This window comes from Paraburkholderia sp., from assembly GCF_035948235.1.
GTDB lineage: Bacteria > Pseudomonadota > Gammaproteobacteria > Burkholderiales > Burkholderiaceae > Paraburkholderia.
In genome coordinates, this window is sequence record NZ_DASZJJ010000120.1 from 16,458 (window position 1) to 42,652 (window position 26,195).

The 26,195-nt window shown below is 63.7% G+C and carries 24 protein-coding genes; 12 read left to right on the top strand and 12 right to left on the bottom strand.

Translation table 11 applies throughout. The features are described 5' to 3' along the window. Positions 1-10: 10 nt before the first annotated feature. The gene (gene oxlT, locus VG320_RS10735) at positions 11-1,354 is read right to left on the bottom strand and encodes an oxalate/formate MFS antiporter (RefSeq protein WP_327200087.1); all 1,344 of its coding nucleotides are present in this window, start codon (positions 1,352-1,354) and stop codon (positions 11-13) included. 361 nt (positions 1,355-1,715) lie between these two features. Here oxlT and VG320_RS10740 point away from each other — a divergent pair, with 361 nt between their 5' ends. Then, entirely contained in the window at positions 1,716-2,660 is a 945-nt protein-coding gene (locus VG320_RS10740; protein WP_327200088.1) for a LysR family transcriptional regulator, read from the top strand. Positions 2,661-2,685: 25 nt separating this feature from the next. Here VG320_RS10740 and VG320_RS10745 read toward each other — a convergent pair whose 3' ends face one another. From VG320_RS10745 to VG320_RS10765, 5 genes are all read right to left on the bottom strand, one after another. Further along, positions 2,686-3,645 (bottom strand): hypothetical protein, encoded by a 960-nt coding sequence (locus VG320_RS10745; protein ID WP_327200089.1) that lies wholly within the window; start codon positions 3,643-3,645, stop codon positions 2,686-2,688. A gap of 42 nt (positions 3,646-3,687) precedes the next feature. Beyond that, positions 3,688-4,500, bottom strand: coding sequence for a fumarylacetoacetate hydrolase family protein (locus VG320_RS10750; protein ID WP_327200090.1), 813 nt, complete (start codon positions 4,498-4,500; stop codon positions 3,688-3,690). A 46-nt stretch (positions 4,501-4,546) separates the two neighbouring features. Continuing rightward, the gene (gene frc, locus VG320_RS10755; protein WP_327200091.1) at positions 4,547-5,794 is read right to left on the bottom strand and encodes a formyl-CoA transferase; all 1,248 of its coding nucleotides are present in this window, start codon (positions 5,792-5,794) and stop codon (positions 4,547-4,549) included. Between the two features lie 415 nt (positions 5,795-6,209). Next, the gene (locus VG320_RS10760; protein WP_327200092.1) at positions 6,210-6,938 is read right to left on the bottom strand and encodes a GntR family transcriptional regulator; all 729 of its coding nucleotides are present in this window, start codon (positions 6,936-6,938) and stop codon (positions 6,210-6,212) included. 20 nt (positions 6,939-6,958) lie between these two features. Further along, positions 6,959-7,183 carry a hypothetical protein gene (locus tag VG320_RS10765; RefSeq protein WP_327200093.1) on the bottom strand — a complete coding sequence of 75 codons (225 nt, stop codon included), beginning with the start codon at positions 7,181-7,183 and terminating at the stop codon, positions 6,959-6,961. A 497-nt stretch (positions 7,184-7,680) separates the two neighbouring features. Here VG320_RS10765 and VG320_RS10770 point away from each other — a divergent pair, with 497 nt between their 5' ends. Then, complete coding sequence (locus VG320_RS10770) at positions 7,681-8,127, top strand: DUF2917 domain-containing protein (protein ID WP_327200094.1); 447 nt, start codon at positions 7,681-7,683, stop codon at positions 8,125-8,127. A 58-nt stretch (positions 8,128-8,185) separates the two neighbouring features. On the opposite strand, the gene VG320_RS10775 is transcribed toward VG320_RS10770, so the two are convergent. Then, positions 8,186-9,349 carry a porin gene (locus tag VG320_RS10775; RefSeq protein ID WP_327200095.1) on the bottom strand — a complete coding sequence of 388 codons (1,164 nt, stop codon included), beginning with the start codon at positions 9,347-9,349 and terminating at the stop codon, positions 8,186-8,188. Positions 9,350-10,027: 678 nt separating this feature from the next. On the opposite strand from VG320_RS10775, the gene mprF reads away from it, so the two are divergent. After that, positions 10,028-12,640, top strand: coding sequence for a bifunctional lysylphosphatidylglycerol flippase/synthetase MprF (gene mprF / locus VG320_RS10780; protein WP_327200096.1), 2,613 nt, complete (start codon positions 10,028-10,030; stop codon positions 12,638-12,640). Continuing rightward, positions 12,637-14,016, top strand: coding sequence for an AcvB/VirJ family lysyl-phosphatidylglycerol hydrolase (locus VG320_RS10785; protein WP_327200097.1), 1,380 nt, complete (start codon positions 12,637-12,639; stop codon positions 14,014-14,016). Before mprF ends, VG320_RS10785 begins: the two co-directional genes overlap by 4 nt. A gap of 53 nt (positions 14,017-14,069) precedes the next feature. Here the strand turns inward: VG320_RS10785 and VG320_RS10790 are convergent, their stop codons facing one another. From VG320_RS10790 to VG320_RS10805, 4 genes are all read right to left on the bottom strand, one after another. After that, on the bottom strand, positions 14,070-14,336 hold the full coding sequence (locus tag VG320_RS10790) for a cupin domain-containing protein (protein ID WP_327200098.1): 267 nt from the start codon (positions 14,334-14,336) through the stop codon (positions 14,070-14,072). 125 nt (positions 14,337-14,461) lie between these two features. Further along, a complete protein-coding gene (gene ahpF, locus VG320_RS10795) occupies positions 14,462-16,063 on the bottom strand; it encodes an alkyl hydroperoxide reductase subunit F (RefSeq protein WP_327200099.1) in 1,602 nt (533 codons plus the stop codon). A gap of 198 nt (positions 16,064-16,261) precedes the next feature. Continuing rightward, positions 16,262-16,825: an alkyl hydroperoxide reductase subunit C gene (gene ahpC / locus VG320_RS10800; RefSeq protein WP_069261621.1), complete on the bottom strand. Its 564-nt coding sequence runs from the start codon at positions 16,823-16,825 to the stop codon at positions 16,262-16,264. A gap of 434 nt (positions 16,826-17,259) precedes the next feature. After that, positions 17,260-18,168, bottom strand: a complete 909-nt coding sequence (locus tag VG320_RS10805; RefSeq protein ID WP_327200100.1) for a LysR family transcriptional regulator — start codon at positions 18,166-18,168, stop codon at positions 17,260-17,262. 118 nt (positions 18,169-18,286) lie between these two features. On the opposite strand from VG320_RS10805, the gene VG320_RS10810 reads away from it, so the two are divergent. The 6 genes from VG320_RS10810 (at position 18,287) to VG320_RS10835 (ending at position 22,691) form a co-directional block, all read left to right on the top strand. Beyond that, complete coding sequence (locus VG320_RS10810; RefSeq protein WP_327200101.1) at positions 18,287-19,012, top strand: pirin family protein; 726 nt, start codon at positions 18,287-18,289, stop codon at positions 19,010-19,012. A 107-nt stretch (positions 19,013-19,119) separates the two neighbouring features. After that, a complete protein-coding gene (locus VG320_RS10815; RefSeq protein WP_327200102.1) occupies positions 19,120-19,533 on the top strand; it encodes a DoxX family protein in 414 nt (137 codons plus the stop codon). Positions 19,534-19,706: 173 nt separating this feature from the next. Next, entirely contained in the window at positions 19,707-21,068 is a 1,362-nt protein-coding gene (locus VG320_RS10820; protein ID WP_327200103.1) for an aspartate aminotransferase family protein, read from the top strand. Positions 21,069-21,224: 156 nt separating this feature from the next. Beyond that, positions 21,225-21,782, top strand: a complete 558-nt coding sequence (locus tag VG320_RS10825; RefSeq protein ID WP_327200104.1) for an FUSC family protein — start codon at positions 21,225-21,227, stop codon at positions 21,780-21,782. A gap of 286 nt (positions 21,783-22,068) precedes the next feature. After that, positions 22,069-22,200, top strand: coding sequence for a hypothetical protein (locus VG320_RS10830; RefSeq protein WP_327200105.1), 132 nt, complete (start codon positions 22,069-22,071; stop codon positions 22,198-22,200). Positions 22,201-22,259: 59 nt separating this feature from the next. Beyond that, entirely contained in the window at positions 22,260-22,691 is a 432-nt protein-coding gene (locus VG320_RS10835) for a rubredoxin (RefSeq protein WP_327200106.1), read from the top strand. 19 nt (positions 22,692-22,710) lie between these two features. Here the strand turns inward: VG320_RS10835 and VG320_RS10840 are convergent, their stop codons facing one another. Then, complete coding sequence (locus tag VG320_RS10840) at positions 22,711-23,562, bottom strand: helix-turn-helix transcriptional regulator (RefSeq protein WP_327200107.1); 852 nt, start codon at positions 23,560-23,562, stop codon at positions 22,711-22,713. A 144-nt stretch (positions 23,563-23,706) separates the two neighbouring features. Here VG320_RS10840 and VG320_RS10845 point away from each other — a divergent pair, with 144 nt between their 5' ends. Beyond that, a complete protein-coding gene (locus VG320_RS10845) occupies positions 23,707-24,537 on the top strand; it encodes a carbon-nitrogen hydrolase family protein (RefSeq protein ID WP_327200108.1) in 831 nt (276 codons plus the stop codon). Positions 24,538-24,821: 284 nt separating this feature from the next. Further along, positions 24,822-26,174 (top strand): APC family permease, encoded by a 1,353-nt coding sequence (locus tag VG320_RS10850; protein WP_327200109.1) that lies wholly within the window; start codon positions 24,822-24,824, stop codon positions 26,172-26,174. Positions 26,175-26,195 lie beyond the last annotated feature (21 nt).

Sequence of the window (26,195 nt, forward strand, 5' to 3'; positions counted from 1 at the left end):
AGTTCGCGCGTCATTCGCCGGTCTGGTTGGGCCAATGCTGCAGCGGGCCGGTATGTGTCGCGAGCGTGGGCGACGACGTTTCGCTGCTCTGCTTTTCGCCGCTTTGCTCGATCAGACGTTGACGCATCGGGGCCAGGATGAATTTCGCGCTCACGCCCGCCGCGATCGTGATAACCGCCGCGACGATGAACACGGCACTCCAGCCGCCCGTGGCGGACAGCACGGAAGCGACCGGCACGAGCAGCGCCGCCGTGCCCTTGGCGGTGTAGAGCGTGCCCGCGTTTGCGGCGGCGAACTTGCTGCCGAAGGTATCGGCGCAAATCGCCGGGAAGATCGAGAAGATCTCACCCCAGAACAGGAAGATCAACGCGGCGAACGTCATGAACGCATAGGGATTGGTGCCGTACTGCATCATGCCAAGCAGCGCGAGTCCCTCTCCCACGAAGATGATGAACATGGTGTTTTCACGGCCGATCTTGTCCGAGACGAAACCGCACAAGGGGCGCGTGAAGCCGTTGCAGATATTGTCGATCGACAGCGTGAGAGTGAGCAGCGGCAGCGTCGCGCCGAACACCGTCATCGGAATGCGTGCGAGCCCCCAGTCCTTCGCAATCGGCCCGATCTGCGCCGTCGCCATCAAGCCGCCGGCCGCCACCGCCACGAACGAGACATAGATGATCCAGAACACCGGTTGGCGCACCATCTGTCCAGGCGTGTAATCGATGCGCGAAACAAGGCGGCGGGCAGGACCGGCTGCGCGCGGCACCGGCTTCACGAGCAGGAACGCCAGCACGAGTATCGCCGCGCCTTGCAGGATGCCGAAGAAAAGAAACGTGTGCTCGTAACCCGAGCGCGTGATCATGTTGGCAATCGGAATCACGGTCACAGCCGCGCCTGCGCCGAAGCCCGCAGCGGTAAGACCCGCCGCCAGCCCGCGCCTATCCGGAAACAGTTTGAGCGCATTGCCCACGCAGGTGCCATACACACCGCCCGCGCCAATGCCCGCGATCACCGACGACGCGTAGAGCATCGGCAAGGTGGTCGCATAGGAATTGAGCACCCAGGCGAGGCCCGCGCAGATCGCGCCAACCGCAACGACCGGGCGAGGTCCGAACTTGTCGACCAGCCAGCCTTCAACCGGCACGAGCCAGGTTTCGGTCAGGATGAAAATCGAGAACGCCAGTTGAATCGACGCTTCGCCCCAGTGGTGGCGCGCATTCATCGGCGCGACGAACAGCGTCCACGCGTATTGCAGGTTGGCGACGAGCGCCATGCATAGCATGCCGACCACCAGTTGACACCAGCGGTTCGTCCAGAACGGACCGCCTTCGCTCCTCTGACCGATTGCATTCATCTCGCTTGTCTCCGCTATCCATTCATGGGAGCCGGTACTTTTGCCGGCCTGTATAGTCTTCAACTTATGGTTCTAGATCTGAGCCTTTGTTTATTCGATTTGTCACACCAAAAATCGAATAGAAACTCATGTGACCGCTTTGATGCATTGCATTCATTTGACGCGTGGGAATGGCTTAAAAGGCAGTCGAATGATTCGGGTTTTCCTCTATAAACGCGGGGTTTTATGGCAACTTACGCGTTAACCCGCAAGCAATAGACGATGCATTCGGACTCCTTTCAACTCATGCTAGGGTGAATGCTCAATTACTCACAATTAAAGTTTGTTAGTATGTGGATTCACCATCCTTTATGGATCGGCCATGACCATGCGGAACGCCACGCTGCGCCAGTTGAAGGTCTTCGAGACCGTGGCGCGCCACCTCAGTTTTTCGCGTGCCGCGGAGGAGTTGCATCTCACCCAGCCAGCCGTATCCACCCAGGTCAAACAGCTCGAAGAGCACGCCGGCCTGCCGCTGTTCGAGCAACTGGGCAAGAAGATCTATCTCACGCCTGCCGGCACGGAGATGCTTCACTACAGCCGCGCGATCATGCAGCAGTTCCATGAAGTCGACGAAGCCATGAGCCAGCTAAAAGGCGTCTCCGGCGGCAAGCTCAATGTGGCGGTGATCAGTGCGGGCGACTACTTCTTTCCGCGCCTGCTCGCCGAATTCACGCGGCGCTACAAGGGCGTCGAACTCAATCTCTCCGTACACAACCGCGAGCAACTGCTGCAGCAGCTCTCGACCAATCAGACCGATCTCGCGATCATGGTGCGGCCTCCGCACGCGACGGATGCCGTCAACGAAACGTTTGCGCCGCATCCGTATGTGATCGTCGCGGCGCCCACGCATCCGCTTGCGCACAAGCGCAGCATCAAGCTCAGCGCGCTCGCCAATGAGGCGTTCATCGTGCGCGAGCGCGGTTCGGATACGTGGAATTCAATGGAAGAAGGTTTCGCGGGCAAGCTCACGAACCTGAAGATCGCGATGGAGATCCACAGCACGGAAACGATCAAGCAGGCGGTGATCGCGGGCATGGGTATCGCGTTTCTATCGGCGCATACGATCAGCCTCGAACTGCAGGTCGGCCACCTCGCCGTGCTCGATGTAGAGGGCTTTCCCGTCATGCTCAACTGGTATGTCGTGCACCGCAAAAACAAGCGTCTGCCGCCGGTTGCGCTGGCGTTCAAGCGCTTCCTCATGGAAGAGGGCGCGCAGCTGATCGAAAACATTACACAAGTCTCACAGGCCTCACTTCATAAGTAAGGATCTATGGTTACGGGCGTAACGTTTACGTCTGGCTAATGATCGAAGCGATTCTGTGGGATCGCCGCCTTCGGCGCGGGGAATCGCGCGAGGCGTGGTGCATCGTGCGCACGGCCTGGGCGGGTGGCTCGTACACGGAAAGCCACGTATCGAAGTCCGTTGGTTGGTAAGCCGCCGGGCCGCATGCGGCTACCAGCCACGCATCGGGAACAACGACAAAGCGCTCAGGCGCGGATCGTTTCGATACGTCGTGCGTTGCGTGAGCGATGCGTGCGTGGGCATGGCGCCGGGCGCCGCCCATCAGGCGCGCGCCCAGCGCCGCGGCTAGCACGCACGCGGCCCCCAACGCGGATGCGGTGAATTCCATCGACCCCGGTTCCAGAACGATAGCCACGCCAAGTGCGCCGATCAACGCGAACGCCGTGTAATGCAGCATGCGCTCGCCTCGACCCAATGGGACGCGCTTGCGATGCAGTCTTCGCATGTCGCGCACCATACACAAAGCGATAGACGCCGCCCCCGATGTCAGCGCACCCAGCATCGCAGTCATATACAGCGCCGCGCGTATGCCATCCGTGTGAAACGGCGGCAACAGCATGCATACGACGCTCGCGCCCGTGGCCGCGAGACCCAACGCGCAACCCGATACCGTAATCAGACGGGATCGCCGCATCAGGTCACAGCGCGCGGCCAGCCAGAGCCCGACAAGCGCCCCCGTCTGAGCCGCCGCTACGACCACGGCTTTGCCCGTGAAAAGCGCCGCCAGCACGCCCGGCGTGACAGTCACTAGCAGTGCGAACGAAATCGAAAACAGCACATGCCGTGAAGGCTCGGCGTTACGTGTGCAGGGCGGCTTCACACGGGCCGGTGCGCGCCGCGCCCAACCGGGCGCAAGCGCCGCGAATTGTGCAAATGCACACGCAAACCAGGCGAACAGCAAGGCGGCGCCCAAAAATATCGCCGCGTCGGCCAGATGCTCCGGCATCTTGTCTCCTCGTGTGTCACATCGTGGGCCCAGCCGCTGCGCTCAGACCACGCGCGCATCCTCATGTTGCGGCTGTTGTGCTGCCTCGCGTGAACGCAACGTGTTCGAAAGCGTGCCGATGCCGTCGATCGTCACCTCCACCGTCGCGCCCTCGCCGATCGAACCCACGCCCAGCGACGTCCCGCACGCGATTACGTCGCCCGGTTCCAGGGTGAGATCCTGCGAAATCAGGCTGACCTGCTGCGCGGGCGTAAACACCATGTCGGCGAGCGGATAGTTCTGCCGCTCCACACCGTCGAGCAAGGTCACGACGCTCGCTTGACGCCACTCGAAACCCGAAACGATGGCCGGTCCCAGACAGCAGAAAGTATCGAATCCCTTCGCGCGGCACCATTGCGGGAAGTGCGGATTTTCGGCCAGCAGGCCAGCCGCCGTCACATCATTGACCACCGTGTAGCCGAAGATCGCCGCCTGCGCGTCCGTCACGCTCGCATTGCGGCACCGTTTGCCGATCACGATACCCAGTTCGCCTTCGAAGACGATTTTTCCCGCATAGTGGGCCGGCCTCACGATCGTTTCACCCGAGCCGATCACCGACTCCGCAGGCTTGAGCAGAAAGAGCGGATGCTCCGGCACGGGCTTTTCGAGCTTGCGCGCGAGCGCGTGAAAGTTGTTCCAGAGCGCGACGACCTTGCCAGGCGCGCAAGGCGCAAGCGGCGTGAGCGCGCGCAGCGAGAGCACCGCGCCCGTCGGCACCGGCTGGTCTAGTCCTTCATATTCATGCAGATAGCCGTCTTCCACGCGTCCGAACACGATACTGCCGTCGTTCGCCATCAAGCGCATCCATGTATCCATGCTCTGCTCCACCGGTTTGTATATTCGTTGCGCACGCATCCAAAATCTAGATCGCCCCCGATGCCCGCAGCGAACGGATCTCCGTTTCGCTATAGCCGAACTCGGCAAGCACCTCATCAGTGTGTTCGCCCAGCATCGGCGAGCGCGTGACGTCGGTCGGACTGTCCGAAAGCTTGATCGGATTGCCCACCGTGAGGTACTTGCCCCGCACCGGGTGCTCGACTTCGACGATGGTGCCGCTCGCGCGCAGCGAAGCATCGTTGGCGATTTCCTTCATCGAAAGAATCGGGCCGCAGGGAATGTCGTGGCGATTGAGTACGGCCATCGCCTCGAACTTGGTGCGATGCATGGTCCAGTGCTCGATCTCGGCGAAGATCTCCTTCAGATGCGGCAGGCGCGCGCTGGGCGTGGCGTAATGCGGATCGTCGATCCACTCCTCCCGGCCAATCAGCTTGCAGATGCGATCCCAAACCGGCGCCTGGGCGATGAAATAGATATACGCGTTCGGGTCGGTTTCCCACCCTTTGCACTTGAGAATCCAGCCCGGTTGGCCGCCACCCGATGCATTGCCCGCGCGCGGCACCGCATCGCCAAAAGCCGCATTCGGAAATTGTGGGTACTCCTTCATAACGCCGGTGCGCTCAAGACGCTGCTGGTCACGCAACTTCACACGGCAGAGGTTGAGCACGCCGTCCTGCATCGCCGCCAGCACCTTCTGGCCGCGTCCCGTATGGGTGCGCTGAAAGAGCGCCGTGACGATGCCCAGCGCCAGATGGAGCCCCGTGCCGCTATCGCCGATCTGCGCGCCCGACACCACGGGCGGGCCATCGTCGAAGCCGGTCGTGGAGGCCGCGCCGCCCACGCATTGCGCAACATTCTCGTAGACCTTGCAGTCCTCATAGGGCCCCGGACCGAAGCCCTTCACCGAGGCCACGATCATGCGCGGATTGAGCGACTGGATGTGCTCCCAGCTAAAGCCCATGCGCTCGAGCGCACCAGGCGCGAAGTTCTCGACCAGCACGTCGCAATCGCGGATCATGCGCTCCAGCACGCGCTTGCCCTGCGGATTCTTGGTGTCGAGCGTGAGCGAGCGCTTGTTGCCGTTGAGCATCGTGAAGTAGAGGCTGTCCGCGTCCGGGAGATCGCGCAATTGCTCGCGCGTGATATCGCCCGCGCCCGCGCGCTCAACCTTGATGACGTCGGCGCCAAACCATGCAAGCAGTTGCGTGCAGGTCGGGCCCGACTGCACATGCGTGAAGTCGAGAATGCGCACACCATCCAGTGCCTTGCCCATGTCATGTCTCCTTGATTAGTCGTGGCCGGGCGAGAGAAACGAAATCGGTGAGAAGTCCGCGATGCGTCCGTTTCAATACGGTATGTGATATATCACAACGAAGCAAGAGCGGGTTTATCCGCTGGAAAAGTGGCTCAATCAGGCTGCGCGCCTTTTCAGATAGGGCTTTGACGGGAACGAGAGGGAATTGCTGCGTCGCATGAACGGGAAAACCCCGACGCTTTTACGTGCAGATATTTCAGATTCGGTGTGCGGGATGTGCCTGTCGGCTCGGTGCAGGCTTGATGCGCATAAAGTTCGGACGAAATCGCGCCCGGGCACGCCTCAAGCAGATGCAAGCCCAAATGAAAACGGGAGACCCGAAAGTCTCCCGTCTGTATCGCCTTAGGCTCAAGCGGCCAGGCCGCCGCCCGCCTCAATCGAGAAAGTCGCAGTTCTTCTCGACGAAGACGGCAAGATCGAGCGAATGCTGGCGGACGAGGCGCTCGGCCAGTTCGGTGTCACGCTTTTCAAGCGCTTCAATGATGCGCAGATGATCGACGATCGAGCGGGACGCACGGTCGCTCTGCGAGATCGTCATGCGGCGGATCGCCCGCACATGCACGAAGATATTCTTGATCGTGTCGAGGATGATCTGCGACTTCGACAACTCGACAATCGCCTGATGGAAAGCGATGTTGGCGTCGGAATACTCGGCGATATGTTCGGCTGGCGTGCTGTCGCGGAAGGCGTCGAACATATGGCGCAAGCGGGCGATTTCTTCGTCGGTGGCGTGCAGCGTCGCGAGGCGTGCCGCCATGCTTTCGAGCGCGGCCCACATCTGGATCATCTCGACGATCTCGCGCTTGTTCTTGCGCACGATATAGATACCGCGGCGCGGCACCATGCGCAGAAAACCTTCCTGCTCCAGCAGCGTCATGGCCTCGCGCACGGGCGTGCGGCTCACGCCGAGCGTTTCGCTGAGCACACGCTCGTCCAGGCGGATTTCCTCACGCGACTGGTAGATGTCGGCGTCGGCGATGGCCTGGCGCAACATCGCGTAAGCCTGATCGCGCAGGCTCAGCGAGGCATTGATGGGCTGCAGCGCCAGCGTGAGCGGCGCGGCGTCCCGGGTGGCAACGGCTTCGGTGTGTTCTGACGACATTCAATGCCCTTTAACCAATGCTAACCAATACGACCAACCTGCGGTCCAACCTTTGGACCCGCGTGCGAGCGGACTTGCTGACGAACCGGCTGGACACGCGGCGTTTCACCCAAACCGGCGAACCGGCCATGCTGGCCCGCCTGATCGATGGCCGACTGCGGCAGCCATTTGGCGATCATAACCGTTGCAGCCGCGCCTAAACCCACCACTGCCACGCCGAAGAGTGCGAGAGAGACGAAATCCATTTGAAGCTCCGCAAGATTGAGTCAGTGAATAACTGAATCATATGCTGCGTCGCGACAAAAATCAATATTCTGTATGTGATATATCAGAAACAGAGATTTGCTTTGTTGTCTCTACGATACACACCCGGCGCAAACGGAAAGAAATCATGCTGAACCAAACGCGCGGCCGCGGCAAGAGGGTCGAAACCAGCCGTATCGAGCGGCCGACTGCCCTTGCGCGACAGGCCCAGGCGCCCGAACAAATACGTTGACAGCGCAAATAAAGTCCCCGTACATTCAATTCATGCACACCTTTGCCGCCCTTCCCCACACGATCGCGACTAATCGCCCGTGGCATATGCCGAAACACGGCATGGCACGGGGGAATGTGTGCGTATAGGCAATTCAGGCAGTCTGTCGTTACGCAAACCACAAGCCCCGCCGATTCGACGGGGCTTTTTGTTTTGTGGGTGGCAGAAGTAGCGCTCCGTCCGTCGGCTCTAGAAATGGAGAATGCGATGGATCAAGCTTCACAGCAGGACGCCGCCGGCGCCTGTCCCTCAGCCTTGAGTTTCGATCGCCTCGATCTTTTCGAGCGCATCGTGCGCGATGCGGCGTTGCCCGCGCAGTCGATCCACTTTGCCGTGCCCGACGGCCGCACGCTCACGTGGCGCGTGGCCGCCGACAGCACCGTGCGCGTCCACGGCGCACGCATCTGGCTCACGCGCGCACGCTCGCCCTACGATCACTGGCTGAACCCCGGCGACACGCTGCGCGTCCTGCGTGGCGAGCGAATCTGGCTGAGCAGCGATCCATCTGACCCAGCCAACACCCACGAACTCCAGACGGCGCGCGTCACGATCACCAGCGCCTGGCGCCCGCCACTGGCCGGCGCACGTCGAATCATCGCGCGCTGCGTTGCGCGGCTCTCGTTGCTGACGCTGCGCCGCACGCGTCAGTCATAAAAAACGCCGGGCGCGCCTTGAATCGGCGTGCCCGGCGCTGGTACTCCTCGCGTCGTCGTCAGAACTTGTGACGCAGTCCCAGATTGATCATGGTCTGCGACGACGTCCCGTTGTAACCGTAAGAGCCAATCGACGCCTCGGCCGGCATCGAGCCACCCGAGCCGTCGCCCTGATCGCCGCTCGCGTGTTGCCAGGCCGCGGTCATATAGAGATCGGTGCGCTTGGACAGGCTGTAGTCCGCACCGATCGACACCTGATGGTAAGTCGCGTTGGTGTCGCCATTGGCGTGCGTGTAGCTGTAGCCCAGCCCCAGCAGCAGCGCCGGACTCAACTGGTAGTTCATGAAACCCTGGCCGGTGTTGTACTTCTCGGTATCGCGGAACACCGAGGCGGCGTCCGGCGCGTACTGCGCGTTGCTGTAACCCAGCCCGAACGTAAACAGGTTCAGCGAGTACTGCGCTGCCACGCGCGCGATCGAAAGTGAGTGAGCGCTCGCGTAGCCGGTGTTGATGGGGCCGTCGAAAGTGCCGTCCGAGGTGCTGGTCCAGCCGTCGGAGCGCACGCCCAGACCCGCCTGGCTGTTGGCCGCGTAGAAGTAGCCGCCCGCGACCGCGATCGGCCCGTTGTTATAGGCGACCGCCGCCGAATACGACTGCTCGGAGCCGGTCGTGCCTGCGATGCCGCCGAACGAGTACATCGCCGCGGCCTGCAGGCCGTTCCACACGGGCGTGGTGTACTTGACGGCGTTATTCACGCGGAAGCTGTTGTCGTAGTTGTCCACGTCGCCGGCGGTCGCGAAGGCCGAACCGAAGTAGTTATCCTCGGTGATGCCCTGCACCAGATCGATCAGCGGATCGTACTGACGGCCCAGCGTGAGCGAACCATATTGCTCGGCGGTCAGGCCCACGTATGCCTGGCGGCCGAACAGCCGCCCGCCCTGCGCCGACGACCCCGTCGAAGGATTAAACCCGCTTTCCAACTGGAAGATCGCCTTGAGGCCGCCGCCCAGATCCTCGGCGCCCTTCAGGCCCCAGCGCGAACCCGACAGATTCCCGTAGCTGCTGTTGCCGAGCGTCCAGAGATTCTTGCTGCCGTTGGCGTGATTGACGTAGGTAATCGAAGTGTCGATGGTGCCGTAGAGCGTGACACTGGTCTGGGCGTGCGCCGCGCCGGCGGCGCCGAGCGCGACGAGCGAAAGCGAAGTTAACGCGAGTCTCTTCACGTCATTCTCCTTGTCGACCGGAGCCAATGCCCCGATCCGATGCAAGACCTTATGCGGGATCACTTGTCGCAGGATCCCCGGCGCAGTTCACATCACTTGACTGAATCAGACTAACTCCACCGTGACGCGAAGTAAAAGAATTAAAACGCCTGTCTCGATTTGGTAACAGCGGATTCAGAAAGGGTTGCCGCCTGCCGTAATCCATTGAGTCGCGCGACGAAGCAAAGCACCCGAGGCGCCGTCCCAAGGCGGGCGGCTCTGTTCGAAGCGCCACGTTAATTGAGATGCCGGTAGCATTGCCTCTCACTCATCGCCGTGCTATTCGCCCGCCGATTTTCGCGGCCTTTTCCGTTTCATTTGCAAACATAAAGATTCGGATAAGTTGCGCCGAAATCGCCGATCAACGAACGCCCATGCGTAAAATGTCGCTCGGACACGCCAAAATGGCGAATTTTCATCCGACCCGTTTGATGTTTTCTTTAGCTACTTAGTCAACCATCCAGACGCCCCGCGCGTTTGCTGCTTTACCAGTCATTTACCAAACGTTTACGTTTTCGCTTGCCGCAGCGGGCCGCCAGCCAGGTCCGCCGCCCGGAACGTAGCGTCCAACATGCGATGCCGCCCCCGCGGACGCCAGCACGGCGCCCTGGCGGCATCCGGGAATCGCCGGACCGACCCATGCTCCAATCGCCTCCATCGCGCCTCGCGCGCGCCGCCCTCGTGGCGCTGCGCCGCCGCGCCCGCGTCCTGCGCCTGCAGCGCTTCGCGGCGCCGGCTCTGGCGCTCGGCATCTGCGCGCTGCTGCTGATCGTGTTCCAGCATCTGTCGAAGTCGGTAGATTACCGCTCGGTGATCCGCCAGCTCTGGCATCTGGCCCCAGGACAATGGACCGGCGCGCTCGGCGCCACGGCGCTCAGCTTCGTCGCCCTGGTCGGGCGCGACGCCGTCGGCCTGCGCTACCTGGGCACGCGCGTCTCGCGCGGCGCGCTGTGGGTAGGCGCAATCGCCGGTTCCGCGCTCGGCAACGTGACGGGCTTCGGCGCGCTCACGGGCGGCGCGGTGCGCTGCCGCGTCTACGGGCCGGCCGGCGTCACCGCCGCGCAGATCGGCCGCATGACGGTGTTCACGAGCGTCACGCTCGCCATCGCCCTCGCGCTGATGACCGCGCTCGGCATGGTCGCCTCCGCCGACACGCTTTCGGGCCTGCTGCACCTCACGCCCGACGCGCTGCGCTGGATCGGCGGCGCCGTGCTGGCGCTGGGCGCCGCGATGATCGCCGCCTGCCCGGCGCGCGCGCGCGAGATCGAGCCCTTCAAACGCGCCTGGCTGCGCTTCACGGTGCCCGCGCGCCGCGACCTCGTCGCACAACTGCTGCTCGCCGCGCTCGACGTGGTGGGCGCGGGTCTCGCGCTCTGGTCGGTGATGCCGCACGCCAACCTGAATTTCGCCGATTTTCTGACCGTCTACACCGCCGCGATGCTGCTCGGCCTGATCGGCCATACGCCCGGCGGGATCGGCGTGTTCGAGGCGGCGATGGTGTTCGCGCTCGGCACAAGCGTGCCAGGCTCGAAGGTGTTCGCCGCGCTGCTGGCCTATCGCGCGATCTACTTTGGCGCGCCGCTCGCACTGTCGGCAGCGCTGCTCGCCGTGTTCGAAGGCCGCGCGCTCAAGAACCCGCTCAACACCACGTTCGCGAAGCGCGGCGCCGACGGCGTCTCGCAACTCGCGCCGCTGTTCCTCGCCATCGTCACCTTCGTGACGGGAAGCATGCTGGTGATCTCGGGCGCGACGCCGGCGTTCGCCAAGCGCATCGCGCTGCTGCAAACCTTCCTGCCGCTCTGGGTGCTCGAAAGCTCGCAACTGCTCGGCAGCCTGTTTGGCGTGCTGTTGCTGTTCGTCGCGCGCGGCCTGCTGCGCCGCCTCGACGCCGCCTGGTGGCTCGCGCTCATGCTCGCAGTCGCCAATCTGGCGCTCTCGCTCACCAAGGGTCTCGCCTTTGTCGAGGCGGGCGTGCTGTGCGTGCTGATCGCGCTGCTGATCGCCACGCGCGGGCGCTTCAATCGCCATTCGTCGCTGTTTGCGGAGCGTTTCACGCCCGCGTGGCTCGCCTCGGTCGGCTGCGTGATCGCGCTCGCAGTGTGGGTGCTGCTGTTCGCCTTCCGCGACGTCGATTACTCGCAGCATCTGTGGTGGCAGTTCGCCTTCGACGAGCGCGCGCCGCGGGCGCTGCGCGCCACGCTGGGCGCGGGCGTGTTCGCCGCGGCGCTGGCGTCGTGGCAGTTGCTGCGCCCGGCGGCGGGCCGCTTCGTGATGCCGCCGAGCGAAGATCTGGCCGAAGCCGCGCGCATCGTGCGCGCGCAGGAACGCAGCGACGCCGGTCTCGCGCTGATGGGTGACAAGAGCTTCCTGTTCTCACAGTCGCGCAACGCCTTCCTGATGTACGCCAAGCGCGGCCGCACGTGGGCGGCGCTGCACGACCCGGTCGGCCCGCGCGACGAATGGCCCGCGCTGATCCGCGAATTCGTCTCGCTCGCGCACACGCACGGCGGCCGCGCCGCGTTCTACCAGGTGCGCGCCGACGCCCTGCCGCTCTACCTCGACGCCGGTCTCACGCTGATGAAGCTTGGCGAAGAAGCGCGCGTGATGCTGCAGGAATTCGACCTGAAGGGCCCGCAGCGCGCGCATCTGCGCTACGCGCTCAAGCGCGGCGAACGCGACGGCTTCTCGTTCGAGAACATCGAACCGGCGCAGATGGCCGACAGCCTGCCGATCCTGCGCGCGATTTCGGACGCGTGGCTCGAAGACCGCGAAGCGCGCGAGAAAAGTTTTTCCGTGGCCGCGTTCGAGGACGATTACCTCGCCGCGCAGAACGTTTTGCTGGTGCGCCAGAACGGCGCGCCGCTTGCCTTCGTCACCTTCATGACGACCGATCTGAACACCGACGCGACCGTCGGGGTCATGCGCCATCTGCCGGGCGCCTCGCCCTACGCGATGGAGTATCTGTTCACGCAGCTCGCGCTGCATCTCAAAGCCGCCGGCTATCAGTCGCTTTCGCTCGGCATGGCGCCGCTGTCCGGCATGGGGCCGACGCCGCTCGCGTCGTCGTGGCACCGTCTGGCCGGGCTGATCTGGCGTTTCGGCGGCAAGTTCTACAACTTCCGGGGGCTGCGCGGCTTCAAGAACAAGTTCGCGCCGCGCTGGGAACCGCGTTATCTGGCCGCCTCGGGCTCGATGAGCGTTTTCATCACCCTCGCCGATCTTTCGTTGCTGGCAGGAGGCTGGCGTTCATGATTCATCGTATTTTCTCGCTGCCGCGCACGGCTGTTGCGGCGGCGGGCGCAGTATTGCTTTCGCTCGGCGCCACCTTGGCCCATGCAACCGAGGCTCCGGCGCATAGCGCCGTCACGCACGTGTCCGGTGGACGTTATGGCGACGTGGCCGTGACGCGCCCCATCGGCACGATGCGCGGTTTCACCGTGCTGTTTTCCGCAGGCGAACACTGGAACGCCGACGACCAGACCCGCGCCGATGCGCTCGCGCATCACGGCGCGCTGGTGGTGGGCGTGGACCGCGAGCGTTACGCGACGAATCTCGCCGCGCTCAAGAACGAGACCTGCCACAAGCTCTACAGCGACGCCGAAGCGCTCAGCCATCAGCTCGAACGCCAGGAAGCGTCGAGCCAGTACTTCGCGCCGATCGCCATCGGCAGCGGCGAAGGCGCGTTGATCGCACAGCGCATGCTTTCGCAGGCGCCCGCGAACACGATGGCGGGCGCAGTGTCGCTCGACCCCGCCGCGAAGCTCGACGCGCGTTTCGCGCCCTGCCCCGCCGATCCCACGCTCTCGCGCGGCAAGGGCTTGCCGGGCTTCTTCGAGCAAGGCGTGACGACGGTTGCGGGCGCAACGAAAGCGCCGGCCGCAACGAGCGCCGGTGTCGCGCCGCACGCGTTCGCCGCAAACCTGAGCGACGCCGACAAGCTCGTCGCGCTCGCCGCGCCGCATCTGCATCTGGCTTCGGAAAACGAGGAAGACGTCTCCGATCTGCCACTCGTCGAGCTGCCCGCCGCGCATCCGACCGACATGCTGGCCGTCGTGATATCCGGCGACGGCGGCTGGCGCGACCTCGACAAGACGATCGCGGAAGCGCTGCAAAAGCAGGGTATTTCGGTGATTGGCTGGGACGCGCTGCGCTACTTCTGGAGCGAGAAGTCGCCCGCGCAGACGAGCCACGATCTCGCGCGCGTGATCAACACTTACGCGTCGCGCTGGCACGCGAAGCACATCGCGCTGGTGGGCTACTCGTTCGGCGCCGATGTGATGCCGTTCGCCTATAACCGACTGCCGGATGCGCTGCGCGCGAAGGTGTCGTACATGTCACTGCTGGGCTTTGCGCCCGACGCGGACTTCCAGATCCGCGTGGTGGGCTGGCTCGGCATGCCCGCGAGCGACAAGGCGCTCAAGGTGCAGCCGGAACTCGCCAAGGTGCCGCCGTCGATCGTGCAATGCGTCTATGGCGCGGATGAGAAAGACACGCTGTGCCCTGCGCTGGCCAACACCGGCATCGATCTCGTCAAGACCAACGGCAATCATCACTTCGACGGCGACTACAGCGCGCTGGCGGCGAAGATCATCGAAGGATGGAAGAAGGAAATCGCCGTGCGGGGGTGAGGTGCGGCACATCAGGCCGCCTCGCGGCCTGAAACCAGCTCACACCCCAGCACTCACCCCTTCCGCCCCGCCAGATACTGCACGCCCTGCGGTCCATAGTGCTCGACGTGCGGCACGTTGGCGGGCACATGAAACACATCGCCCACGCGATAAAGCCGTTCCTGCCCGGCCGCGCCGATCGTCATCTCTCCGGCCACGATCAGCGCCTTCGCTTCGAACGGATGCGAATGCTCGTCCATATGACCCGGCTCGCGCGTCACGAGCACCGGTTCTGGAAAGCCTTCGTCCGCCAGCGTGCGGATAAAAGTGTCACGATCCACGGCAGTCTCCTTCCTCGAACGGCCGCGCGTCACGGCATAAAGTGTGGCATGCCCACGATCCCCGCGCGAAAAAAAACGCCGGCCACTGGCCGGCGTCCGCATGGGGCATCCCGCGGCAATAAACTTTACGCGACGGCGGCAGCCGCCGTGGCGTCCTCTTCCTCGTCGACCGACGAGCGGATCAGGTAATCGAACGCAGCCAGCGAAGCCTTCGCGCCTTCGCCCACGGCGATCACGATCTGCTTGAACGGCACGGTCGTCACGTCGCCCGCGGCGAACAGACCCGGCACCGACGTCTGGCCCCGGGCATCCACTTCGATCTCGCCGTGCTTCGACAGCGCCACCGTGCCCTTGAGGAACTCGGTGTTCGGCACGAGGCCGATCTGCACGAACACGCCTTCGAGTTCGACATGACGCTTTTCGCCCGAGGTGCGCTCAAGGAACGCCAGACCCGTGACCTTCTGGCCATCGCCGGCAATTTCCGTAGTCTGCGCGTTCACGTGCACCGTGACGTTCGGCAGGCTGCGCAGCTTGCGCTGCAGCACTTCGTCCGCACGCAGTTGCGCGCCGAATTCAAGCAGCGTCACGTGACTCACGATGCCGGCCAGGTCGATCGCCGCCTCGACGCCCGAATTGCCGCCACCGATCACCGCCACGCGCTTGCCCTTGAAGAGCGGGCCGTCGCAGTGCGGGCAGTACGCCACGCCCTTGTTCTTGTACTCCTGCTCGCCCGGCACATCGACATTGCGCCAGCGTGCGCCGGTCGCCAGCACCACGCTCTTTGCGCGCAGCGTCGCGCCGCTTTGCGTGCGCACTTCGAAGCCCTTGCCGGTGGGCACCACGGCGTCGGCGCGTTGCAGATTCATGATATCGACGTCATAGGCGCGCACGTGCTGCTCCAGCGCCATCGCGAACTTCGGTCCTTCCGTTTCCGTGACCGAGACGAAGTTTTCGATCGCCATCGTGTCGAGCACCTGGCCGCCAAAACGCTCGGCCAGCACGCCCGTCTTGATGCCCTTGCGCGCCGCGTAGATCGCAGCCGCCGCGCCAGCGGGGCCGCCGCCGACGATCAGCATGTCGAAAATGTCCTTCTGGTTCAGCTTTTCGGCAGCGCGCGCCGAGGCGCCCGTGTCGAGTTTGGCGAGGATTTCTTCCACGCCCATGCGGCCCTGACCGAACACTTCGCCGTTCAGGTAGATGGTCGGCACGGCCATGATCTGGCGCTTCTCGACTTCATCCTGGAACAGTGCGCCGTCGATCGTGACGATCTGCACGTTCGGGTTGAGCGACGCCATCGCGTTGATCGACTGCACGACTTCCGGGCAGTTCTGGCACGACAGCGACATATAGACTTCGAACGAGAACACGCCGTCGAGCGACTTAACCTGTTCAACCGTGTCGTTTTCAAGCTTGACCGGGTGGCCGCCCACCTGGAGCAGGGCCAGCACGAGCGACGTGAATTCGTGGCCCATCGGGATACCCGCGAACGTGACCTTCACGTCCGAATTCGCACGCTTGATCTCGAACGAAGGGGTACGCGCGTCGCCAGCAGCGGCGCCACGGCGTTCTTCGTAGCTGATGCGATCCGAAAGCGATGCGATGTCCTGCAGCAGTTGCTGCAGTTCCTGCGACTTCTCGCCGTCGTTCAGGAACGCAGTGATCTCGATCGACTGCGTGACTTTTTCGAGGTAGCTTTTCAGTTGGGTCTTGAGATTTGCGTCGAGCATGGCGTTTTCCGGCTAGAGAAGAAGCGGGGGAATTCTTAAGTATTGCCTGGTATCTTCGCCGCTCCGCTTTTGGCGCAACAGGCGATCAGGTCATCCGGGCCACGGCCGCGTGGGTGCGGCCCGGAGATACAGCTAGTGAGACTTCAGCATCACGTTGCCGACACAGCGGTCAATACAACCGCTTCGGCAAAACAACGCTTAGATCTTGCCGACGAGGTCGAGCGACGGCTTGAGCGTTTCTGCGCCCGGCGTCCACTTGGCGGGGCAAACTTCGCCCGGGTGTGCTGCAACGTACTGCGCTGCCTGAACCTTGCGCAGCAGTTCCTTTGCGTCACGGCCGATGCCGTTGTCGTGGATTTCGCACAGCTTGATCTCGCCTTCCGGGTTGATCACGAACGTGCCGCGCAGTGCCAGACCTTCTTCTTCGATCATGACGTCGAAGTTGCGCGTGATTGCGCCCGTCGGGTCGCCAACCAGCGGGTACTGGATCTTGGCGATCGTGTCCGACGTGTCGTGCCATGCCTTGTGCGTGAAGTGCGTGTCGGTCGACACACCGTAGACCTCAACGCCCAGCTTCTGGAATTCAGCGTACTGGTCAGCCAGGTCGCCGAGTTCCGTCGGGCACACAAACGTGAAGTCAGCCGGGTAGAACACGACGACCGACCACTTGCCCTTCAGGTTTTCTTCAGAGACCGGAACGAACTTACCGTTGTGGTATGCGGTTGCCTTAAACGGCTTGACTTGCGTGTTGATGAGAGACATGCGTTGTTTCCTCGCTCTGGGTTGGAAAAGGTATGGACGAAGGTTACGGGAACTGCGCCCATTTGAAAAATTGGTTGCTTTGATCGCAGGAATAAACCGTGCCTATCGGGCTCGATGAAAGCCCTTAATCGGCCTCCAAAGCCCGCCGGAACGGGGTTCTGCGCCCGCTGCCGTTCGCTTCGAACGGCTCGAACAACCCTCGGGGCGGTGAGCATACAACGAAACTGCGACATTGAACCTCACGCGCGAGGCGCTCTATAGCCACTTTCATGCGCCATCGCGGTGCACGCGCGCGTTCGGCCCGGACATGCAACGGCTGTGATCGCCCAGAGCCGCGCAAGGTTCCACGGACCCGACGCTACTAAAAACACGCCGCGCAAAACAACAGATGCGGGCGCAACCGCCATTCCTCAACCCTGCGCGGCAAGCCCGCGTCAAAGCGCCCCGCCGCGCGCCGTTGCCGCGCGCGCCGCCAGTCGTTCGCGCAGGAATTGCGTCAGGGCGCGGATCGTCACCGAAGCTTCACGATGCTGCGGATAGAGCGCATGCAGCGCGTTGGATGGCGGCATGAAGTCCTCCAGCACCTCGACGAGCAGCCCCGCATCGACCGATCCCGCGACGATAAAGTCAGGCAAATAGCAGATACCGAGTCCCGCGATGGCCGCGTCACGGATCACCTCGCCGTTATTGGCGCGCAGCGGCCCGTGCACCTCGAATGGCGTTCGTACCCCGTCGATCATGAATTCCCACGGAGCGCGGCCCTGCTGGCCGTAGGGCAGACAGGCATGCTGGGCGAGATCGGCCGGTGTTTCAGGCACTCGCCTGCGACGCCGGTAGCCGGGACTACAGCACGCGATCATGCGCACGTCGATGAGCTTTTGCGCCACCAGCGTCGAATCCGCCAGCCGCCCGATGCGCAGCGCCATGTCGAAACCCTCGCCGATCACATCGACCGTGCGGTCGCTCAGATCCATGTCGAAGCGCACATCGGGATGCTCGCGCAGAAATTCCGCGACCAGCGGCGAGAGATGTGCCATGCCGAACGACATCGGCGCGCTTACCTTCAGCAGGCCGTGCGGCTCCGAACGGCGATCGGACATCGCGCGTTCGGCATCGGCCACATCGCCGAGGATGCGTTTCGCGCGCTCATAGAACTCCTGCCCCAGATCCGTCACGGCGAGCTTGCGCGTATTGCGCACCAGCAGACGCGCGCCCAGATCCGCTTCGAGCGCGGCCACGCGGCGGCTCACGAACTGCTTCGAAAGCCGCAGCCGGTGCGCCGCTGCCGTGAAATTGCCCGCATCCACGGTGTTGACGAAGATTCGCATGTCGTCGAGTTGCACGTCAATTGTCCACTTGATGGTGACAGTGAGTCGTATTTTACGGCCATCCACGTCGATCTGGTTGACCTAAACTTCTTTCCATCGCAGGACAACACAACGTACGAACTGGAGAGAAAAAATGATCGAACTTCGCAAGGCAGACCAACGTGGCCGCGGTGAACATGGCTGGCTCAGCTCGCGTCACACCTTCTCTTTCGCGAACTACTACGACCCGAAGCAGGTGGGTTTCTCGGATCTGCTGGTGATCAACGACGACCGCGTCGCCCCGGCGCGCGGCTTCGGCAAGCACCCGCACCGCGACATGGAAATCTTCTCGTACGTGCTGGAAGGCGCGCTCGAGCACAAGGATTCGATGGGCACGGGCTCGGTGATCGTGCCCGGCGACGTGCAACTGATGAGCGCCGGCACGGGCGTGGCGCACAGCGAGTTCAACCACTCGGCCGATGAAGGCGTGCACTTCCTGCAGATCTGGATTGCGCCGAACGTGAAGGGCGCGCAGCCGCGCTATCAGCAGAAGAACATCGCCCAGGCGGACAAGCGCGGCAAGCTGCGCCTGATCCTCTCGCCGGACGGCACGGACGATTCACTGCTGCTGCGTCAGGATGCGCGAGTCTACGCCGGGCTCTTCGACGGTACTGAGAGCGCCAAGGTCGAAATCGGCGCGGAGCGCTTCGCCTATGTGCACGTGGCGCGCGGCAGCGTGAAGTTGAACGGTGTGGAACTGGGCGAAGGCGACGGTGCGCGCATCCGCTCGGAACGCGAGTTGAGCTTCACGGACGGACACGATGCCGAAGTACTGGTGTTCGATCTGCGTAATATCGAAGTGTCGGAACTCTGGTCGTAAAGCCGACTTGCCGGGCGCTCGCCGCCCGGCAAACGAAACATCCCATCGCTGCAACCGCTTAAAAACTGCAACGGCAACGCATTGCCGACAAAATTCGGAGAAACACCATGCGCTACAACCTCTTCGGCCAGAGCAACGACGTCGTTCTGCTGGTCTCGCGTATCCTGCTCGCCGCCCTGTTCGTGCTGTTCGGCTGGTCCAAGATCACGGGCTTTTCGGGCACCGTCGATTACATGGCGCACGTGGGCGCACCCGCGCCGATGATCTCAGCGGTCATTGCCGTCGTGATGGAATTCGTGGTCGGCATCTTGATCGTCGTGGGCTTCTATACGCGACCGCTGGCCGTGCTGCTGGCGCTCTACACCATCGCCACCGCGATCATCGGCCATCACTTCTGGAACATGTCTGGCGCGGATCAAATGGCCAACATGATCAACTTCTACAAGAACGTCAGCATCGCGGGCGGTCTGCTCGCCCTGGCGGTGACGGGTCCGGGGAAGTTCTCGATCGACCGCAAGTAAGGAATAGTTGACGCTCTGCATGGGCGTGAAGGTGAAAGGCGCGATGACCGTGAAGGTATCGCGCCTTTTTGCTTTTGTGCACCTGGCCAGATGGCATAGGCCGTTTGCCCGAATTTACTTCCGATGCGCGTGCATGCGACGATCTGACGGGTCAAAACCACGAGGAACCGTCCATGCAAGACCGTCAAGGCGTGAACCAGGAGCGCGCGCAGCGCATCCTGGCGCGCGAGCGCGATGCCTTCGTTGCCGCGCGGCCCAAATCGCAAACGCTCTCCGCGCAGGCCTCGCAGCATCTGCTGTTTGGCGTGCCGCTGCACTGGATGAACGATTGGTCCACGCCCTTCTCGCTCTATGTCGATAGCGCGCGCGGCGCGACCTTCAGCGACGTGGACGGTCACCGCTACATCGACTTCTGTCTGGGCGATACGGGCGCGATGTTCGGCCACGCGCCGCCAGCCGTCGCGCAGGCGCTCGCGCGCCAGGCGCAGCGCGGCTTCACCACCATGCTGCCGGGCGAGGACGCCGTGGCCGTCGGCGCGGCGCTCGCGCAGCGCTTCGGCTTGCCTTACTGGCAGTTCGCCATGACGGCGAGCGACGCCAACCGTTTCGCGCTGCGCTGGGCGCGCGCGGCCACCGGTCGGCAAAAGATCGTGGTGTTCAACGGCTGCTATCACGGCACGGTGGACGACGTGTTCGTTGATCTCATCGATGGCGAGGCCACCCAGCGCGCCAGCCTGCTCGGCCAGGTGCACGACCTGCTGCCGCACACGCGCGTGGTGGAATTCAACGATCTCGCCGCGCTCGAAAACGCGCTCGCCGATGGCGAAGTCGCCTGCGTGCTGGCCGAACCCGCCATGACCAACGTCGGCATGGTGCTGCCCGAAGCGGGTTTCTGGCGTGACGCGCAGGCGCTCATCAAACGCTACGGCACGCTGCTGCTAATCGACGAGACACATACCATTAGCAGCGGTCCGCGCGGCTACGCGCGCGCCCACGGCATCGAGCCCGATCTTTTCGTGCTCGGCAAGCCGGTGGGCGGCGGCGTGCCCTGCGCCGTCTATGGTTTTTCAGCGGAACTGGCCGCGCGCGCGCAGCAGGCAAAGCTCGACGCGCCGCCCGGGCACTCGGGCATCGGCACGACGCTCACGGCCAACGCGCTGTCGATGAGCGCGATGCGCGCGACGCTCGACGAAGTCATGACCGAGTCCGCCTACACGCATATGTTCGCGCTCGCCGAACGTCTCGCTGACGGTCTGAGCGCGACGATCGCGCGCCACGCCTTGCCGTGGTGCGTGACGCGCGTGGGCGCGCGCAGCGAGTTCCAGTTCTGCGCCACGCCGCCGCGCAACGGCAGCGAAGCGCGCGCCGCCATGGACGACGAACTCGAACACATCATCCATCTGTATCTGCTCAATCGCGGCGTGCTCATCACGCCATTCCACAACATGATGCTGGTGTGCCCCGAGACGAGTGAAGCCGATGTCGATCGTTTGATCGGCGCATTCGATGCCTGTCTTGCGGAGTTGTGCGGCTAACGCGCGAGATCGGCTTCTGCAGGTGGACTTGCTATGCTTGGCGGCCTGACGGCGCGCGTGGAATGCGATCAATGCAATAAACGCACTACCCGCGCCGTGCTTTCGATTTCGTTTTCACGCTGGTTTTCAGGCCGCGTTTTCAGGCAGCACATTGACATGCACGACCCGCAAGACAATCTCTACGCTTACCTCTCGTCCCTTCAGCAAGCGGCGCTTGGCGCGCTCAAGCGGTTGCCGCTCAAAAGCCGCGTGGCGCAAGGCGCGTTGATGGCGTTGCGTGCCGTTTGTGGCGCGGGCCTCGCCTATACGATCGGCCGCGCGCTGCATACCGAGCAGGCGTTCTGGGCCGCGATCACGGCCATCGCCGTCACGCAGCACGATTACGCCGATACGCTCACGCAGTCGCGCGACCAGTTCATCGGTGCGATTGCGGGCGGCATTGTCGGTTTTGCGGCGGCCACGCTCGGCGCGGAAAACATCCCCGCCTACCTCGCGGCGGTGGCCGTGGTGATCGTGGCGTGCTGGTGTCTGAGTGTGAGCACCGCCGCACGGCTGGGTGCGATCACGACCACCATCGTGCTGCTCGTGCCCACTCAAGGGCCTGTGTGGGACGTCGCGTTGTTCCGCGTGGCGGAGGTGGCCATCGGCATGGCCTGCGCGCTGCCGGTGTGCTGGGTTTTCTCGTTCGCGGAGCGGCGGTGGTTACATGGGTGACTGCGTAGGTGACTGCGTGATCGCGAACGAATTTTGCCGCTCTCAACCCTCACGAAATAATCCATCTCCCGTCGCTGCGCAATGATCTGCGCAAAAGCGGCGATAATGGCGCACGCCATGCGGCGATGCCCCATCAGGGCGCGCGCAGCGGCATCGCCGGGTGCGGCGGGAGCGCACGGGCGGCGTCGAATCGCCCCCCGCCAGCGCGAAATCGTGCGACACTCCTCGGCCGCGCCAATCCGGGCGCACGAGATCCAACGACACGTTTTTCGCGACGCCGCACGCCATGAATACCACCCAACAATCTGTCCCCGCCACCAACGCCGCACCGCGCAAGACCATTTCGCTGCTGCAAATGCTCGCGCTGATCGCCTTCGGCGGCATCGCGGCCTCGCTGGTGCTGCGCCTCTTCGTCTGAGCGACTGGGGCGAGCGGCATCACGCCGCGCGGGACGCCTGAACCCCTGTTTTTTCGCTTATGTACAAGAAAGGCGTCGCCCTCGAAATCCAGTTCTCCCCCGAGCGTCTGAACGACGGCGCCGGCGATCCGTACTGGATCGACCTCACCGCCGAAGAAGCCGCCGCGCTGCTCGACACGCTGCAAACGAAGCTCGCCACGCGCGAAAGCACGTCCGCGCCGCTCGTGGTCGCGCTCGACACGCCGCGCGAAACGCCGCAAGCCGACGCGCCTGCCACTGAGGCAGCCCATGCAGCCAGCGCAACGCAAGCCGCTGCCGACACCGCCTTCAAGCAATGGGTCTGCGTGATTTGCGGCTGGGTCTACGACGAGGCCACCGGCGCACCCGACGACGGCCTTGCCCCCGGTACGCGCTGGGCTGACGTGCCCGAAGACTGGCGCTGCCCGCTGTGCGACGTGGGCAAGGAAGACTTCGCGCTGGTCGAGTTTTGAGGCGTCTGGCGGCTACCGCCTAGCCGCCTTCGCGCGCATGCGGCTCGTAGAACAGCGCGAACAGTTCCGACTGCGAACTCACGCCAAGCTTGGCGTAAATGTGCTTCTTATGCGCCCGCACGGTTTCGAATGAGATTTCGAGCCGTTCGGCGATCGCGCGCGTCGAAAACCCCGACAGACTCTGCCGCACCACTTCGATTTCGCGCGCCGTGAGCGGCGTGCGGCCGTTCTGCTGCGTGACCGCCTCGAAGCGTCCCGCGCTGTCCGCCTCGCGCAGCGCGGCCAGCGCACTCGGCTCCACTGCCTCCGATTGCGGCACGTCCGCCACGCCATCGTTCGCGATCAGCGGCTCGTAAGCCAGCCGCTGGCGCATCAGCGCAATCACCCAGGGCGCGAACAGCGCGAACTGCGCAATGTCGCGCTCCGTGTAATGGTGCTTTGCACCCAGCGAGAAAATCAACGTGCGCTGCGCGTCGAACGGCACGTTGAACTGCACTTCATCGCCGATGATGTTGCTCTTGAAATAGCGCTGATAGTAGTCCGTCATGCGGAAGTTATCGGGCGCGACTTCGGCCAGCGTGACGAGCCCCGCGCGCGGTCTTTCGCAGGCGTTGATATAGAACGGATCGAGCTGGTACATCCCCTCCAGATACGCGCGGAACAAGAGATCCACGGTGCCGTCGGGCATGGGCGACTCGGCGCAGACAAGCGGTGCGCGCCCCCGTATGAAGACGAGCGCGACCCAGTTGTCGAAGGCGGCGAAGCGTTCGATCACGCGTGTCGTGCGGGTCCAGAAATCCGGGCCGTCGAGGGCGTCGATCAGCGTCGCGATGTGGTGATGGAACGCGCGGTCCTGCCAGTCGAGTTCCATGGTTCCTCCGATCAGGGTACCCCTGCTGGGTAATTCCTGGACAAAAATAACGTGGTGATAATAGCCGCTCCAGACGCTCACGCGGCTAATTAAAAGCACCATCGCCGCCGGGCCTGAAAGATTGAGACGCTTTTGGAGACAAGCATGCAACTCGAACTCGCGCAAATTCCCCTCGTCGACGGCGCTGTCGCCCCGAACCTGGCGCGCACGATCGACGCGATCGGCCAGCGCCGCGCGGGCACCGACCTGATGGTCTTCCCCGAAGCCACCCTCACGGGTTTCCCCACGCGCGAGAACGTGCGCGACATCGCCGAGACGCTGTCCGGCCCGTCGCTGTCCGCCGTGCGTGACGCCGCGCGCGCCGCCAACGTGGCCGTCGCCGTGGGCCTTTCCGAACGTGACGGCGATCGTTTCTACAACACCACGGTGCTGATCGACGAGCGCGGCGAGATCGCCCTGCGCTATCGCAAGACGCACCTGTGGGCCACCGACGTCGGCGTCTTCACGCCCGGCGACCGTTTCGAGGTCTGCGAATTCAAGGGCATGACCGTTGGCCTGCTGATCTGCTACGACATCGAGTTTCCCGAATCGGCGCGCGCAGTCGGCTCGCTCGGCGCGGAAATGCTGGTTGTCACCAACGGCAATATGGACCCGTTCGGTCCGGTGCACCGCCGCGCCATCGTCGCGCGCGCGCAGGAGAACCAGATGTTCGCGGCGCTCGTGAACCGCATCGGCGCAGGCGACGACAATCTCACGTTCCCCGGCGAATCGGCACTCGTGAGCCCGTTCGGCGACGTGCTGGCCGAGCTGAAAAACGAAGACGCCGTGCTGGCCGTGACCGCGGACCGCGCGCTGCTCGCGCAAAGCCGCGAACACTACAGCTATCTGCACGACGCGCGCATCGCGCTGAACCTCGCGGACGAGAACGACGCGCAAGGCCGCCGCTCGCTCAATATCCGTGCGCGCACACGCTAAATCACTTTACCCGGGTCGGTAACGCACACGCAGCGTTTATCGGCCCGGTCCCCGCAGCATGGTTTCTCGATGACCCTGGCCCTTCGCGCTTAACGAAGGGCCCAAGGGGCTCAAGCAAGCAACATCCAGTGATTCGGACACCAAAACGAATCGCGAAGTCGAACTGAAATACCTGGCGCGCAACGCAGGGAGAGCGCGCGCCGCACGTTTGTCGCGGATTCGCCGGCCACGGCCATGCGAGTTGGCGCAACCCACACCCGCAGCATTTTGGAGACACCTGCATCATGAAGCCATCATCACCGCCCGCCGCCGGCAGCGCACGAGAAACTCATCTCAAGCGCACACTCGGCTTGCCGTCCGTGCTGCTGTTCGGCCTCGCCTACATGGCGCCGCTGATCGTCTACGGCACCTACGGCGTGCTCGCCGGCGCCAGCCAGGACACGGCCGCGCTCGCTTACCTGATCGCGCTCGTCGCCATCGTCTTCACGGCGCTGAGCTACGGCAAACTCGCCCGCCTGTTCCCGGTGGCAGGCTCCGCCTACACCTACACGCGCAAGAGCTTTAACGCGCACCTGGGCTTCATGATCGGTTGGGCCACGCTGCTCGACTACTTCTTCCTGCCGATGGTGATCTGGCTGATCGGCGCGGCCTATCTGGGCGCTGCGTTCCCGAGCGTGCCCACGTGGATCTGGATCGTCGCGTTCATCGTGCTCACCAGCGGCCTGAACGTGCTCGGCATCGAACTGGCCGCGCGTTTCAATATCGTGCTGATGGTCGTGCAACTGGGCATTGCCGCGATGTTCGTGGTGCTGTGCTGCCACTACGTGACGGCCGCGGGTACGGGCAGCCTGCTGACGGTGCAGCCGTTCTTCCAGCCGCACGTGCCGCTGTCGGCGACGATGGCAGGCGCTGCGATCGCTGCGTATTCGTACCTCGGCTTCGACGCCGTGTCGACGCTGACCGAAGAAACCATCGAGCCTGAAAAGACCATTCCGCGCGCCATTGTGCTGATCGCGCTGGTGGGCGGCGCGATCTTCGTGATCGCCGCGTACACGCTGCAACTCGCGCATCCGGGCGCAGTGTTCAAGGACCCGGATTCGGCCGCGTTCGAAATCGCCCGCAAAGTGGGCGGCGATATCTTCGTGACCATCTTCCTGGCTGGCCTGATCCTCGCGCAGTTCGCCTCGGGCATCTCGGCGCAGGCAAGCGTGGGCCGTCTGCTCTACGCGATGGGCCGCGACGAAGTGCTGCCCAAGTCGATCTTCGGCTACATCCACCCGCGCTTCCGCACGCCTGCAATCAACATCGTGATCGCCGGTATCGTCGGCCTGATCGCGCTGAAGCTCGACGTCGCCACGTCCACCTCGTTCATCAACTTCGGCGCGTTCCTCGCGTTCACGTCGGTGAACCTGTGCGTGATCCGCCAATACTTCAGCGGCTCGGCCGGTTCGCGCGGCTTCGGCTTCATGGGCGGTGTGGTGTTCCCGCTGATCGGCGCCGTCACCGATATCTGGCTGCTGTGCAGCCTGGAAAAGACGGCGATCGTGCTGGGCGTGATCTGGTTCGTGCTGGGTCTGGCCTACCTCGGCTGGATCACGCGCTGCTTCCGCCGCGCGCCGCCGGAAATGGCTGTTTAAGCACCGTCAGCCAGCGCGCCT

Coding starts and splice junctions, on each gene's coding strand:
- oxlT (WP_327200087.1), bottom strand. CDS start 1,354: ATGAATGCAATCGGTCAGAGGAGCGAAGGCGGTCCGTTCTGGACGAAC.
- VG320_RS10740 (WP_327200088.1), top strand. CDS start 1,716: ATGACCATGCGGAACGCCACGCTGCGCCAGTTGAAGGTCTTCGAGACC.
- VG320_RS10745 (WP_327200089.1), bottom strand. CDS start 3,645: ATGCCGGAGCATCTGGCCGACGCGGCGATATTTTTGGGCGCCGCCTTG.
- VG320_RS10750 (WP_327200090.1), bottom strand. CDS start 4,500: ATGGATACATGGATGCGCTTGATGGCGAACGACGGCAGTATCGTGTTC.
- frc (WP_327200091.1), bottom strand. CDS start 5,794: ATGGGCAAGGCACTGGATGGTGTGCGCATTCTCGACTTCACGCATGTG.
- VG320_RS10760 (WP_327200092.1), bottom strand. CDS start 6,938: ATGTCGTCAGAACACACCGAAGCCGTTGCCACCCGGGACGCCGCGCCG.
- VG320_RS10765 (WP_327200093.1), bottom strand. CDS start 7,183: ATGGATTTCGTCTCTCTCGCACTCTTCGGCGTGGCAGTGGTGGGTTTA.
- VG320_RS10770 (WP_327200094.1), top strand. CDS start 7,681: ATGGATCAAGCTTCACAGCAGGACGCCGCCGGCGCCTGTCCCTCAGCC.
- mprF (WP_327200096.1), top strand. CDS start 10,028: ATGCTCCAATCGCCTCCATCGCGCCTCGCGCGCGCCGCCCTCGTGGCG.
- VG320_RS10785 (WP_327200097.1), top strand. CDS start 12,637: ATGATTCATCGTATTTTCTCGCTGCCGCGCACGGCTGTTGCGGCGGCG.
- ahpF (WP_327200099.1), bottom strand. CDS start 16,063: ATGCTCGACGCAAATCTCAAGACCCAACTGAAAAGCTACCTCGAAAAA.
- ahpC (WP_069261621.1), bottom strand. CDS start 16,825: ATGTCTCTCATCAACACGCAAGTCAAGCCGTTTAAGGCAACCGCATAC.
- VG320_RS10810 (WP_327200101.1), top strand. CDS start 18,287: ATGATCGAACTTCGCAAGGCAGACCAACGTGGCCGCGGTGAACATGGC.
- VG320_RS10815 (WP_327200102.1), top strand. CDS start 19,120: ATGCGCTACAACCTCTTCGGCCAGAGCAACGACGTCGTTCTGCTGGTC.
- VG320_RS10820 (WP_327200103.1), top strand. CDS start 19,707: ATGCAAGACCGTCAAGGCGTGAACCAGGAGCGCGCGCAGCGCATCCTG.
- VG320_RS10825 (WP_327200104.1), top strand. CDS start 21,225: ATGCACGACCCGCAAGACAATCTCTACGCTTACCTCTCGTCCCTTCAG.
- VG320_RS10830 (WP_327200105.1), top strand. CDS start 22,069: ATGAATACCACCCAACAATCTGTCCCCGCCACCAACGCCGCACCGCGC.
- VG320_RS10835 (WP_327200106.1), top strand. CDS start 22,260: ATGTACAAGAAAGGCGTCGCCCTCGAAATCCAGTTCTCCCCCGAGCGT.
- VG320_RS10840 (WP_327200107.1), bottom strand. CDS start 23,562: ATGGAACTCGACTGGCAGGACCGCGCGTTCCATCACCACATCGCGACG.
- VG320_RS10845 (WP_327200108.1), top strand. CDS start 23,707: ATGCAACTCGAACTCGCGCAAATTCCCCTCGTCGACGGCGCTGTCGCC.
- VG320_RS10850 (WP_327200109.1), top strand. CDS start 24,822: ATGAAGCCATCATCACCGCCCGCCGCCGGCAGCGCACGAGAAACTCAT.